The organism is Streptomyces sp. NBC_00080, from assembly GCF_045041255.1.
Classification (GTDB): domain Bacteria; phylum Actinomycetota; class Actinomycetes; order Streptomycetales; family Streptomycetaceae; genus Streptomyces; species Streptomyces coriariae.
This window is the reverse complement of the sequence record NZ_CP108235.1, coordinates 9,551,757-9,564,254: the sequence shown is the minus strand read 5'-3', so window position 1 is coordinate 9,564,254 and position 12,498 is coordinate 9,551,757. Positions and strand designations below refer to the sequence as shown.

Annotated in this window: 11 protein-coding genes and 1 pseudogene; 3 read left to right on the top strand and 9 right to left on the bottom strand. The window is 69.3% G+C overall.

Annotated features, from left to right (window positions below; translation table 11 throughout):
• Positions 1-6 precede the first annotated feature (6 nt).
• Positions 7-714, top strand: a complete 708-nt coding sequence (locus tag OHU34_RS42680; protein WP_405771984.1) for a dienelactone hydrolase family protein — start codon at positions 7-9, stop codon at positions 712-714.
• Between the two features lie 73 nt (positions 715-787).
• Here the strand turns inward: OHU34_RS42680 and OHU34_RS42675 are convergent, their stop codons facing one another.
• The 7 genes from OHU34_RS42675 to OHU34_RS42645 all read right to left on the bottom strand — a co-directional run bounded on the left by OHU34_RS42675 (position 788) and on the right by OHU34_RS42645 (position 7,983).
• Positions 788-1,423: an MBL fold metallo-hydrolase gene (locus OHU34_RS42675; RefSeq protein ID WP_405771982.1), complete on the bottom strand. Its 636-nt coding sequence runs from the start codon at positions 1,421-1,423 to the stop codon at positions 788-790.
• A 143-nt stretch (positions 1,424-1,566) separates the two neighbouring features.
• Positions 1,567-1,959: a nuclear transport factor 2 family protein gene (locus OHU34_RS42670; RefSeq protein WP_405771978.1), complete on the bottom strand. Its 393-nt coding sequence runs from the start codon at positions 1,957-1,959 to the stop codon at positions 1,567-1,569.
• A gap of 13 nt (positions 1,960-1,972) precedes the next feature.
• A complete protein-coding gene (locus OHU34_RS42665) occupies positions 1,973-2,953 on the bottom strand; it encodes a hypothetical protein (RefSeq protein ID WP_405771976.1) in 981 nt (326 codons plus the stop codon).
• A gap of 44 nt (positions 2,954-2,997) precedes the next feature.
• On the bottom strand, positions 2,998-4,467 hold the full coding sequence (locus tag OHU34_RS42660; protein ID WP_405771973.1) for an aldehyde dehydrogenase family protein: 1,470 nt from the start codon (positions 4,465-4,467) through the stop codon (positions 2,998-3,000).
• Between the two features lie 118 nt (positions 4,468-4,585).
• Positions 4,586-5,548, bottom strand: coding sequence for a helix-turn-helix domain-containing protein (locus OHU34_RS42655; RefSeq protein WP_405771970.1), 963 nt, complete (start codon positions 5,546-5,548; stop codon positions 4,586-4,588).
• Positions 5,549-6,326: 778 nt separating this feature from the next.
• Entirely contained in the window at positions 6,327-6,446 is a 120-nt protein-coding gene (locus OHU34_RS42650; protein WP_405772547.1) for a hypothetical protein, read from the bottom strand.
• Between the two features lie 241 nt (positions 6,447-6,687).
• Positions 6,688-7,983, bottom strand: a complete 1,296-nt coding sequence (locus OHU34_RS42645; protein ID WP_405771967.1) for a DUF1479 domain-containing protein — start codon at positions 7,981-7,983, stop codon at positions 6,688-6,690.
• 85 nt (positions 7,984-8,068) lie between these two features.
• On the opposite strand from OHU34_RS42645, the gene OHU34_RS42640 reads away from it, so the two are divergent.
• Both OHU34_RS42640 and OHU34_RS42635 read left to right on the top strand, forming a co-directional pair.
• Positions 8,069-9,211: an ROK family protein gene (locus OHU34_RS42640; protein WP_405771964.1), complete on the top strand. Its 1,143-nt coding sequence runs from the start codon at positions 8,069-8,071 to the stop codon at positions 9,209-9,211.
• A gap of 40 nt (positions 9,212-9,251) precedes the next feature.
• Positions 9,252-10,089: pseudogene (locus tag OHU34_RS42635) on the top strand (Cof-type HAD-IIB family hydrolase).
• On the opposite strand, the gene OHU34_RS42630 reads toward OHU34_RS42635, so the two are convergent.
• Together OHU34_RS42630 and OHU34_RS42625 are read right to left on the bottom strand one after the other, a co-directional pair.
• Entirely contained in the window at positions 10,023-10,658 is a 636-nt protein-coding gene (locus tag OHU34_RS42630) for an ROK family protein (protein ID WP_405771960.1), read from the bottom strand. The pseudogene OHU34_RS42635 and the gene OHU34_RS42630 overlap by 67 nt on opposite strands.
• 141 nt (positions 10,659-10,799) lie before the next feature.
• On the bottom strand, positions 10,800-12,413 hold the full coding sequence (locus OHU34_RS42625; RefSeq protein WP_405771958.1) for a subtype B tannase: 1,614 nt from the start codon (positions 12,411-12,413) through the stop codon (positions 10,800-10,802).
• Between the last annotated feature and the right edge of the window lie 85 nt (positions 12,414-12,498).

Sequence of the window (12,498 nt, the reverse complement as noted above, 5' to 3'; positions counted from 1 at the left end):
GCGTGGGTGGACTATCCCGTCGGCAGGAAGAACGCGCCGGTGGTACTCGTCCTGCACGAGGTGTTCAAACTGACCGACTCCACGCGGAACACCGCCGACCAGATCGCCGCGATGGGCTACAGAGCCATCACGCCGGACATGATCTCGGGCCTCGGCCCCCAAGGCGACGGCGACTCCCGCACCCTGACGGGCAGTGGCGGGCAGGCTTCCGACCTGGTCACAGCCGTCCCGGACAACGAGGTCAGCGCTCGTATCGGCGCGTGGGTGAAGTATGCCCAGCACCTGCCCCGATCCACCGGGCAGACCGACATCGTCGGCCTCTCCTGGGGCGGAGGCGCGGCGTTCCGCTACGCCGCGACCGGCACCAGGACGGTCGACTCGGTATTCGCGTTCTACGACATCGGCCCGCCCGCGGTGACGCAGGGCTGCCACCGCACTGAAGGGCTGACCGACTACCCGGTCGACAGGATCACTGTTCCGGTCCACGGCTTCTACGGCGAGACCGACACCCGGGTGATCACGAGTCTGCCGGCCACCACGGGGGCGATGTCTGCCGCCGACAAGTACTACGAACCGGTCGTCTACGCCGGCGCGGATCACGCCTTCATGCGGCTGGGGGCGAACCCTGCCGACACGAACCCCGCGAACGCCGCCGCGGAACAGGCCAGTCTGAAGCGCCTGAAGAAGCAGATCCGGCAGTCCTTCGCCCGGTGAGACCTGGCCGTGAAGCGGGAGTGCGTGTGGTCCCGGCTGCACGCCTCCCCCACCTACCGAGCGGCACTGAGACTCACAGAACCGTGCACTCCCCCACTGCGAGCCGGAGGTGCTCCGCGCCGACGAGGGCGGCGAGCGTGCTGTCGTAGATCGGGCGGGCGAGGTCGGTGACGAGGGCGTCGTGGATGTCGAAGGCGCGCCCGGGCCCGACTTCGCGGATGTAGCCGATGACCTCGGAGATCTTGCTCCAGGGGGGCATGACGGGGAGCATCAGCGTCTCGACGGCGCGGTCGGGGACGGTGAGGGCATCACCGGGGTGGAAGACCTTGCCGCCGTCGATGAGGTAGCCGACGTTGGTCATGGGCGGGATGTCGGGGTGGATCTGCTCGTGCCACTCGCCGTGGACCTCGACGTCGAAGCCGGCTGCGGTGAAGGTGTCGCCGTGGCCGACGGTGTGCACCCGGCCCGGGAAGGCCGCGGAGACCTGCTCGGCGACCGACTTGAGGGTCCAGATCTCGGCGGCCGGGTTGGCCTCCAGGGCAGCCCGCAGCCGCTCCTCGTCGAAGTGGTCCGGGTGTTCGTGCGTGACAAGGATCGCGTCTGCGCCGCTTGCGGCGTCCGCCTCGCTGAAGACCCCGGGGTCTAGGACGAGGCTCTGCCCGTCCTTCTCCAGGTGGACACAGGCGTGCGACTTCTTCATGACCTTCATTGGGTGACCTTCACGAGCTCGTTCTGCCTCCGGGGGAGGCAGGGGTTCATTTCGAGGTCCGGCTGCGGGCGGGCAGGCGCAACGGCGGTTGCACTCGCGCGCAGGGCATGGTTTTCGAGGGCAGGAGGCCGGGCGTACGGCGGTCAGGTGGGCGGTGCGGGCGGCCACCAGGCGAGCCGGAAGGCCGCGATGCGGTCACTACGCAGGTCATAGGAGGCGAAGAAGCGCACAGTGACCTCCTGACCGGCGACGAGCGGGGTGAGGAAGTGGTCCGGGACGCCCCGCTCGGCGCGCAGCACGATGTCCAGCTCGGCGAGGATGTGCTCCTCGGACTGCAGCACCATCCGCGGCTTGAGCTCCTCGGGGATCCCTGCGTGCCCGCGGCTGAGGAAGCCGACTACCTCGTCCCGGCCGTTCAGCGTGCCGAGCGGCATGGTGATCGTGATGTCCCTGGTGTAGTACTGCTGCGCGGTGGCCGCGTCGTCGCCCTGGTTGTACGTCTTGATGTAGCCGTCGTAGTCCATCGGGTCTCCCACTCGGCTGTGGTGGTCAGGATGCTGTGCGGTCGGTGTGCGGGACGGGGCACAGCCCGCCGCCCGAGGTGCCCTCTTCGCTCAGCTCCGCGGCGGCTACGCCGTGCGCCGCCAGTCGTTCGGCCTTGCGCTTCTCCATCAGCGCCGCCCGCTCTCGGAAGTACTTCTCCGACGCCCCCTCGCGCGGGTCGGGCAGGAACTTCTGCAGCCGCATCTGTGTCTTCAGCAGCAAACGGGCCGACGCGGCGAGGCTGCGGTTGGGGTCGGGCAGATGGTGCAGCCGGCGGATGGGCTCCGGCACGGTGGTGAGGACCATCGCCCGGCCGAAGGGCCACAGCCGCTTGGGGAAGTTGCGCTCGACGAAGCCCTGGATGATGCCCTCGGAGACGATCAGGCCGTTCTCGCTGTGCTCGTAGGGCTGCGACTCATAGTCCTCGACGAACGCGAGCATGGCGTCGAAGTCCTCGGGGAAGCCGGTCACCGGGCCGTGCTCGCCGACGAAGAGCGCGGACATGTCCCGCATCCAGTGGTGGAACGCGATCTTCAGGTGGTCGGGCATGCCGGGCAGGCCCAGCAGCTTCTGCAGTCGGTGGTTGAACACCCCGAGCTGGCAAAGGGTGAAGACGAAGTCCTCGTTGTAGGAGAAGTTGCCCGGCAGCTGGCGGGCGATGCCCAGATGCATCCGGTTCAGCCGGGCGACGGACTCCTTCACCACGTCGCTCGACGGGCCGTTGGCGAACCAGGTCCAGAAGAACTCGTAACCGTCCTCGGCGCGTTTGTCCCGCCGGGAGACGATCTTTCCGGTGTGGGCGAGGGTCTCCGACCCGCGGGGATGGACGATGTTGTGGATGGTGCTGGCCGAAACGACCAGGTCGAGGACGGTGGCGTTGAGCTGGTAGTCGCCCATCAGCCGGATGATCTGCTCGTACTCGGTCTCCGGGTCCAGCTCGCGCATGGCCCGGTCGACCCACTTGTATCCGCGCTTCGTCTTTGGCACGAGGACTCCTTTGTCGTGAGGTGAACCGGATCGAGGGGAGGCGGTCAGAACGGGTAGTCCGGCAGATCCCCGCGCACGGTGACCCACTGCTGCTCGGTGAAGGCGTCGAGGTTGGCCGCTGCGCCACCGTGCCGGGAACCGGTCCCGGAGTCGCCGACCCCGCCGAACGGGGCGGTGGCCTCGTCGTTCACGGTCTGGTCGTTGATGTGCACCAGCCCGGACGGGATGCGTCCGGCGACTTCGAGACCCTGCATGACGTCGCGGGTCAGGATGCCGAGCGAGAGCCCGTACGCGGAGTCCGCGGCCAGCCGGACGGCCTCGTCGAGATCGGCGAAGGGCACCACGGGCGCGACGGGGCCGAAGATCTCCTCGGCGCAGGCCCGGGAGGTCACCGGGACGTCGGCAAGCACGGTCGGGCGGTAGAAGAGTCCCTCGTAGGTTCCGCCGGCCGCGATGCGCGCGCCCGCGTCGACGGTGTCCCGCACGATGGCGTCGATTCCGGCGAGCTGGTGCCGGTCGATGATCGGGCCGACCGCGACGTCTCCGCCTGCGGGGTCGCCGACCGTCAGCGCGTCCGCGTGCCGGGCCAGCGCGGCGGCGTACTCGTCCGCGATCCGGGCGTCGACCAGGTGCCGGCCGCTGGCCATGCAGATCTGCCCGGCGTGGTTGAACGAGCCGTACGCGCCGACCGCGGCGGCCTTCTCGATGTCGACGCCGGCACACACGATCAGCGCCGAGTTGCCGCCGAGTTCCAGGTGCACTCTCTTGAGCCGGGTGGCCGCCGCGACGGCGACGGCCCGGCCGGCCCGGGTGGAGCCGGTGAACGCGATGACCGGGACCTGTGGATCGTCGACCAGGGCGGCCCCGACCTCGGCGCCTCCGGGCAGCACGTGCAGCAGCCCGTCGGGCAGCCCGGCCTCTTCGAAGATCCGGGCGAACACGACGCCGCCGGACACGGCGGTCCGCGGATCCGGCTTGAGGAGCACCGCGTTGCCCAGCGCGAGCGCCGGAGCGACGGCGCGCATCGCCAGGATGAGCGGGGCGTTGAAGGGGGCGATGACCCCAACGACGCCGACCGGCACGCGGCGGGCAAAGGACAGCCGCTGCTGTGCGGAGCGCAGCAGCTCACCGTAAGGCGCCGAGGCGAGGGCGGCGGCCTCGTGGCACTCATCGGCACCACCGACGAGGGTCTGGAAGGTGGCGAAAAGACGGATGGCGCCGGACTCGCGAACGAGCCAGGTCTCGATCTCCTCCTGGTGCCGCTCGAACAGGGCCGCGGCGCGGCGCAGGACCGCGGCGCGGTCGGTGTGCGGTCGGGCGGCCCACTCCCGTTGGGCCTGCGCCGCGTGCTCCGCGGCCTTCGCGACGTCCGCGGGCGTCGCCGATCCGACCCGGTCCAGGAGGGTGCCGGTGGCGGGTTCGGTCACGGCGATGTCCTCGCCGCTCCCGCGCACCCAGCCGCCCGAGAAAATCCGTCCGGACCACTGCGGGTCCGCCAGCAGCTCAGTCTGCACGCGCGTGCCTCCTCGTCGAGGGTGCGCGCTGGTGGCGCGCGACCTGCCGACAAGTGTCCGAACTGCGGCGACGAAGGTCTTGTCCGCACGCGACGCGCGGCTTGTCGGTCAGCGACAGTCAGCTCGCGTCGGCGTTCGAAGAAGCGCCCAGGCTCTGTCGGCGGTATTCGCGGGGTGCGACGCCGAACGCGGCATGGAAGCGCCTGCTGAATCCGGCGGGGTCGGTCATCCCGTACCGGCCGGCGATGTCGGTGATCGTCTCCCCGGCGCGCGCGGGATCGGCGAGCGCCGCCCGGGCGGCGGCCAGCCTGCGCGAGCGGATCACGGCGGTCAGCGTCTGGCCGGACTCCTCGAAAGCGCGCTGCAACTGCCGGACGGACACATGGAGGGCGCCGGCGACGGTGACCGGTCCGAGGTCCGGGTCGCCGAGATGGCGCTCGACGTAGTGCAGGGCGCTGTGACGCAGCCCGGTCACCCGGTCCGGCTGCGGAAGCTGCTCCACCAGAGCCGTCAGCGACGCACCGAGCAGATGGACCAGCGCGTCGGCGACCCGCTCCTCCTGCCGCCGGGTGAGCACGTCCAGCCCGTCGACCAACGGCTCCAGCATGCCCACGGTCGCCGCCGCCGCCGGATCGGACGCGGCGATACGGGTGGCCGACACGGCGGAGACACGCTCGGGGCTCAGGCCGAGCAGACCGGCCGGCAGGGACACCGTGGTCGTCCGGGTGTCCTCGGAGAACAGGGCCGTGCATGCACAGGCAGGGTCGATCAGGGCTAGGTCACCGGGCATCAGGTGCGCCTCCCGACCGCTCTGGCGCAGCGTCGTGGTCCCGGCGAGGGCGACGATCACGGTCACCGGCTCGGCCGCGCGGCCGCGCAAGGGCTGGGAGCGCAACACGGAGGCAGCCATGGCCGCGCGCGCGACCCGGAGCCGGTCGAGTTCACCGACCGTGATCCGACCGCACACGTCCGGCCGCAACGGGGTGAACCGGAGGGGGGCGTAAAGATCACAGAGGACGTCCTGCCAACGCGCCGACCGGTCGGCCGTGGGCCACTCCTCCGCATCGATCACAGTGACCATTCCGACCTCCTCTGCGGCGACGTCGCCGGACAGCACCGATCCTGCCAGGCGACAGGCTCGTCGCGCTGCGCCGGGTGCTCGGATGTGAACTCCGGCTTCCCGAGGCAGGAGGCCGCGTGCGGGGACCGTCGGCCCTCAGCAAGCCGCTCCGGCATGGTGAGGCCGGAGCGTCCTCGTCCGGCGCAATTTTCCGGTACGCCTCCGGCAGCAGTCCGAACGACATCACGGGGTGCCAGCCCGGAAAATGCTCGGATCGCTTAACTGGCTCTAACATCAAGGAGCCCGGCAGGGTAGGGGGATGGACGTGCCATCACTCGATCCTCTCAGGGAATCGAGCCCCCATCAGACCCGGAGCGGTTCGTTGCCACGGAACTTGGGGTGTTGATCATGCGCCTTGCCGTCTTGTTCGTCGGCGGCCAAAGCGGCCCGTGACCCTGTCACTTGCTTTACACCTGGAGGGATCGAAAACGGGCACAGGCGGTACGCAGCAGGCGATTACGCACCGCGTTGTGGTCTGCGCGATGCCCCGACCACAGGCCTGACCACCGCAGGTCACAGCGTTATGCAGAGCCAAGAGGCCAGCTCACCGAAACCCGCCTCGGAACCTGACGAGGAGCTGATGCGTGCTCTGTATCGGGAGCATGCCGGACAGACCCAGACCCAGCTCCCCCTCGCAAAGCTTCAGCTGCGCCCGTCGCGGACCAGTGCCCCGCGCTCCTCCAGGTTCGCCAGGTGACAGGCCACCGACGCCGGGTTGCGCAGTCCGATCTCCCGGTCCTCAAGGTTGGCCAGGTATATAGACCACCGACGCGGGGCTGCGCAGGCCGAGCTCCCGCGCCAGCTCGCGCACCGAGAGCGCCTCACCCCGGTCCCGGATGGAGTGGGGGATCGCGCGCAGGATCTCTTCCTCATTTGGAAAGGCTCAACGCGTCCTGTGAGTCCCTCTCGGGCGTGAACTGGAGCATGAGATATGTCTGGCGCGGCTCCCTGGCATCGGAGCCAGGGAGTCGCTTGGCCCTGATACCCACCCTCGGTGGACGGATCGGATCAGTGGCGAATAGGGGGCACGCCTACACCGTGCGCTGGGTGCCCCCGCGTCGTCGCTACTGAGCATGCTGCCAATCGGCCTCCTCGGAGGCTCAGTTCAGGTCGAGGCCCCGTCGGCCGGTCTCGTTGAGCTGGTCGGGGGTGAATCGGCCGTTCCAGGAGCGCTCGTAGTGTTCTTCGGGGAAGTCGCTGGGGCTGCAGCCGGTGGTGAACGCCTCCCGGACGTTGGCCGCGTACTTCTCGTTGCGGGGGCACCACGGGGCGGCCGGGATGTACATGACGTTGCCCCAGCCCTGCTGGTTCTCGACGGGTGCGACGCTGTGGATCATGTCGCAGTGCCACCAGACGGAGTCGCCGGCCTTGACGTCGGGGATCGGGGTCAGGGCGCGGTAGAGGGTCGGGTGCCAGCGCTTGGTGACGGGGAAGACCTGGTTGGGCCGTACGCCGCACATGGAGTCCTCGGGCACGTCCGACAGGAGGGGGCGCAGCAGGAGGTACGCCATGACCTCTGGGATCGGAATGGTGTGCAGGACTCCCTGGTCGGCGTCCATGTCGGACAGGGCGGTCCAGCCCTGGAAGGTGCGGAAGGCGGAGCACATGGTGGAGCCGGGGTACTGCGGTCCGTCGGTACGGTGCGCGGCGTCCCAGGGGTCGTACTGCTCGACGTTGCCGCTGAAGAGGTGGCGGAAAGCCTTCTGGTACTCCTGGGTCATCCAGAGGTCCAGAGTGCCGGGATCGCAGTGGGTTCCCAGGCCGGAGGAGTCGGTGCCCGGCGGGCGGCGCCTGATGCGGTCGGGGTAGAGGGCGTCGCGGTCGGGGTCGAACCACTGGGTGCCGTCGTCGTCGGTGTGCTTCCAGAATGAGTTGAGGAAGGATTGGACGGTGGCCATCCGGTCGGACTGGCGGGCCTGCATCTGGGCTTGTGACCAGTAGATGGGGTAGATCTCGGGCTTGGAGCCGACGCTGCCGAAGAAGTCGTCGCCGGGTCCGGTGTAGGTCTCGAAGAACTTGTTGCGCTCGACGTAGTCGACGATGTCCTGGTCCCAGGCGCGGGCCTGCTCGTGCGGGAAAAGCCCTCGCACGACGAGGCAGCCGCGCTTCTTGAGCTTGGCCATCTGGGCCGGCGTGACGGTGCCGGCGGCGATGGCGTCGTAGTCCAGGACGGGCCAGACCTCCTCGCCGCGCTCGCGGTCGGCCTCGATCTCCGCGATGCGTGCCTCGATGCGCTGCTCGGCGGCGGCGAATACCTGCTCCACGGTGCGGCCGCTGGCTTCGATGCGGGCACGCAGGGCGGGCTTGATCTCACGGATGGCCGCGGCGAGGTCTTCGGGTGTCTCGCCCCAGTGCGGCAGTGAGGGCACGGGACGCTGCTCGGCGGTGAGCGTCATCTCAGCTCCTTTAGTGAGGACTCCTAACTTGAACGCGGTAGGCACGCACGCATATTTAGGCAAGAGTCCTTACTAGAATGCTCGTATGAACGCGCCAAAACCGTCCCTGGAGCTGCTGCGGGGCCTGACGGACGAGAACGTGCTGCGCGCCCTGATGGCCCACGACCGTCTCACCCGGGCGGAGATCGCCACCAGGACCGGCATCTCCAAGCCCACCATCTCCGAAAGCGTCCAACGCCTTGAGCAGGCAGAACTCGTCGTCGACACCGGCGAGCGCACCACCGGGCGCGGCCGGGTCGGCTCCTACTACGCCCTGGCCCCTCACCTGGGGACCGCCCTGGTCGCGAGCATCACCCCGCACGGCGTCATCGCCGAGGCCGTGGATGCTCGCGGGCGCACCCATGGGCAGGTGCGCACGGCGCTGGAGGCCGACGCGGGACAGGAAGTGGCCGCCGAAGCCCTGGCCGCGGCGGCCGTACAGCTGTGCGGCAAGGCCGGCGGCCGGTTGCGTCTCGCGGTCGTGAGCGCCGCCGACCCCGTCGATAGGGCGACCGGCCGGCTGGTGCACCTGCCGGACGCTCCGTTCCTGGTGGGTGAGCTCGATCCACCCGCCGTCCTGGCGGAGATGGTGACCGGTCCGGTACTGGTGGACAACGACGTCAACTGGGCCGCCCGCGCGGAGTACGAGCACGGCTGCGCACAAGGGGTGGACGACCTCGTCTACCTCCACCTCGGCGAAGGACTGGGCTGCGCCGTGGTCAGCGACGGCATCGTGCGCCGCGGCCATCGCGGGCTCGTCGGGGAGATCGCACACCTGTACACGGCGGGGCCGGACGGACAGGTCATGGCGTTCACCGAAGTGTTCGCCGCGCTCGACCTGCGCCGGGCCTCCTCCACCGCCATCGACGTGCCGAAACTGCTGGAGATCCTGGAAGACACCGACGCTGACGCCACGCGGGTCCACGCCGCGCTCGCACGCGCCATCGGCGGTGTCCTGTCCGCCGCCCTCTCCCTCGCGGACCCCCAGACAGTTGTCGTCGGCGGAACCTGGGGCGCCCACCCCCGCATGATCACTGCGATCGAGGAGCACTTCACACGCTCACCACGGTCCGTTCCCGTCAGTGCAGCCTTCCTGCCGCTGCCCGAGCTGACCGGGGCGCGCGCACGCGCCGTCGACGAACTCGGTTCCCTGATCGTCCGCGCCGCCCACCCCACCACGACGTGGTGACTGCCCTCAGCCCGTTTCCGCACCGGACACCAGGAATGTGATGAGCACGCGACCCACCCCCGCTTCTCTCCCCGGCCCTCCCGACATCCGGCTCGTCGTCAGCGACATGGACGGCACCCTGCTGGAGGCCGAGGGACGTGTCCCGCAGGGACTGTGGCCGCTGCTGGCCGATCTGCGCCGCCGGGGAATCGTCTTCAGCCCTGCCAGCGGACGTCAGTACGCCGCGCTGGCCCACCTGTTCGCGGGCGCGGACGACGGCATGGTCCACATCGCGGAGAACGGCGCATTCGTCGTCCGCGACCGCATCGAGGTCTCCTCGGATCCACTGGACCCCGTTGTCTCCGCCCGCCTGGTCAAGTCCATCCGGCAGCTGGCCGACAAGGGCGTGGACGCGGGTGTCGTCGTGTGCGGCAAGCGCGCGGCCTACACGGAGCGCGGAGACCAGGCCTTCCTCGCCGAAGTCGCCCGGTACTACAACACGCACCCTGGTCGACGATGCCACCGCGGTGAACGACGAGATCATCAAGGTCGCGGTGTTCGACTTCGGGCCGGCCGAGCGCACCACGGCGCCCGCCCTGGCATCCTTCGCCGACACCCACCGGGTGGTCGTCTCCAGCGAACACTGGATCGACGTGATGAACCGCAGCGCGGACAAAGGGGCAGCCGTCCGCCGCCTTCAGGAGCACCTGGGCATCAGTGCGGCCCAGACGATGGTGTTCGGGGACTACCTGAACGACCTCGGCATGCTCGACGCAGCCCAGTGGTCGTACGCGACGGCCAACGCCCATCCCGACGTGATCCGCCGCGCGCGTCACCTGGCGCCGACGAACAGCGACGACGGCGTCGTCCGCACTGTCAGGAGCATCCTGGACATCTGACTGAGATAGCCGATCTCACCGGCTACACCGCGTGCCCCCTGGATGAGTTGATCGCCGAGGATCAGGCCCATGCCCATGCCGGCCCCGATGAAGACGTAGGCGAAGCTGTCGGCCTCGCGTGCGGCTCCGTGCCAGCGCTCGGCCACGGCGGCGAGGTTGACGTCGTTCTCGACCAGCAGCGGGGCGCCGGTCAGGCCGGCCAGTGCCTCCTGGGGCTGGAAGACACCTTGCGGGTAGGGGGTGTCTTCCAGTGGGATCACCGCGGAGGTCCTGGGATCGACGGGATGCGCGACGGAGACGCCGATGGCCAGTAGCTCGCCCTGGCCGACGGTGCCCTCGCCGATCGTCTTGGTGATCAGGGCGCGCAACTGCCGGGCGATGTGGTCCGGGTCGCGTGGCCGGTTGGGCTGATGGGTGCCCTCCAGGAACGGGCGGCCGAACAGGTCGGTGGCGCACAGCCTGATCTCGCTGGGGTGCAGGTCGACGGTGATCACGAAACCCGCGTCGGCTGCCACCTGGTAATAGGTGCCCACCCTGCCTTGCCTTCCGCGCTGTTCCCCGGCGGGCATGGAGCAGCTTCATCCCTTCGAGCCGGCGTACCGACTCCGAGACCGTGGTCTTGACCCGTGGCCCTGGTGACCCGACCACCAGGAATGACGGACTGCCCCGGCCGCCCCGGCCCGCCTGGACGGGGCGGTCGGGCGGTCGGCCTATCCCTTGTGCCGGGAGGCGAGGGGGTTGCCGGCTTCGTTGACGATGTCAGCGATCCAGGCCATGGCCTCGGGTACGTCGTAGTTGCCGGCGTGCGGCTGGTTCCAGGCGAGCTGATAGTCCAGGTCCTTCACCTGCTTGTCCGCAGCGAGCGCCCGGTCGAGGTTGAGCGATACGGTGAACGCGGTATCCCGGTCACGGGTCCCGTTGCGGACGTACCAGTTCGGGGCGGTGTCGGCGCTGGTGCCGACGAAGTCCATCGGATTGATCAGGTGGACCTGGTCGTCGACGGTGGTGGTCTTCTTCGCGGTGTACTGCTTCCAGGTCAGCCCGGTGTCGTCCAGGCCGCTGCCGTCACCTGCGACGTCGTTGTGGTTCCAGCTGTACTCGGTGTAGTTCATGTACTTCTGAGTCGGCGGGCCGAAGAGGTCGGTCTCGGTTCCACTGGTGGTGTTCCCGTTGACGCCCACGGCGTCGAAGGCGGGGGTCGTCTTGAGCGTGGCCTGGGTGGCGACGAAGACGAGGTAGTTCGCCATGTCGACCGAGCGCACCTCGTGGGTGGCGGTGTCGACGTCGATCCAGTTGTTGACGTAGGACTTGGTACTGGGCGGGCCCCCGGGGCCGCCGGAGGTGATCTCGAAAGTGCCGCCCAGCGGCGGGATCGCGTGGGCGGGGTCGGCCTTCAGGTAGATCTCTGCGGAGCGGACGACCTCCTTCTTGACGGTGTCGAGCAGGGTGGCCGCGGTGAGCCGGGAGCCGTCGGGGTTGCGCAGCCCGAGGCTGTTCTCGTAGGCCGCGAACTGTGCTGCGATCGCGGCGGCGTCCTCGGGCGAGGGGTTCGAGCCGATGGCGTTGCGCGTGCCGAGGGCGTTGTACAGCCACTCGTAGGCCGCATCGGCGTTGCCGAGATCGGTGATCGGGCAGTACGCGTTGACGGCGAAGACGTCGTCGCGCAGGGTGCTGCGGCCTCTGGCGTCGATGCCGGCGGCACCGATCGCGGCGAGGTACGGCGTGTACTCGGCGCTGTTGCCGGAGGCGCCCAGGATCGACACCAGTGCGCCGCCGCCACTGGTGCCGTTGATGACGATCCGCTCCGCGCTGCCGGGCATCGCGGCGTCGTTGAGACGCAGGTAGCGCACCGCGGCCTTGGCGTCGACCACCGCTGCGGGGGCCTTGCCGGGCGCCGTACCGTCGGCGCCGACCAGGCCTCGGCTGCGGTTGGCTACGTCGACGAAGACGTAGCCCGCCTTCAGGGCTGCCCCGACGTTGCTTGTCGAGCTGTTGTAAGAAGTACCGGAGGTGACACTCGCCCGTATGTAACTAGCTTTCCAGCCACTGTTGTTGACAGCGAAGTAGACCGGCGTCTGCTGGTTGCCGAAGGCGCTCTCAGGGACGAACACGTTCATGCTCTGGTAGCCGCAGACGGTGTTGGGAATCGTGGTGCTGCCACTGCCGGGGCCGCCGGGCTGCTGGGCTGCCGCGGCGACGGGGTTGGCGACGTAGCAGATCTCCTTGTACCAGCGCACATTCATCGGCTGGCCATCGACCTGGACGGTGATCGTTGTGTAGGCGGCCGAGTCGAAGTCCAGCGCGGCGTCCTGGACGTCCGCCATGTGAGCGTGGCTGACGGAAGGGCCCGCCACCGCGACGGAGGTCGGCACCGCAACCGCCGCGAGAGCGAGGGAACCCGCGAGCGCC

Excerpts from the sequence above, each read along its gene's own strand:
- OHU34_RS42675 (WP_405771982.1), bottom strand. The coding sequence starts at position 1,423 with ATGAAGGTCATGAAGAAGTCGCACGCCTGTGTCCACCTGGAGAAGGAC.
- OHU34_RS42655 (WP_405771970.1), bottom strand. The coding sequence starts at position 5,548 with ATGGTCACTGTGATCGATGCGGAGGAGTGGCCCACGGCCGACCGGTCG.
- OHU34_RS42625 (WP_405771958.1), bottom strand. The coding sequence starts at position 12,413 with ATGGCGGACGTCCAGGACGCCGCGCTGGACTTCGACTCGGCCGCCTAC.
- OHU34_RS42645 (WP_405771967.1), bottom strand. The coding sequence starts at position 7,983 with ATGACGCTCACCGCCGAGCAGCGTCCCGTGCCCTCACTGCCGCACTGG.
- OHU34_RS42630 (WP_405771960.1), bottom strand. The coding sequence starts at position 10,658 with ATGCCCGCCGGGGAACAGCGCGGAAGGCAAGGCAGGGTGGGCACCTAT.
- OHU34_RS42640 (WP_405771964.1), top strand. The coding sequence starts at position 8,069 with ATGAACGCGCCAAAACCGTCCCTGGAGCTGCTGCGGGGCCTGACGGAC.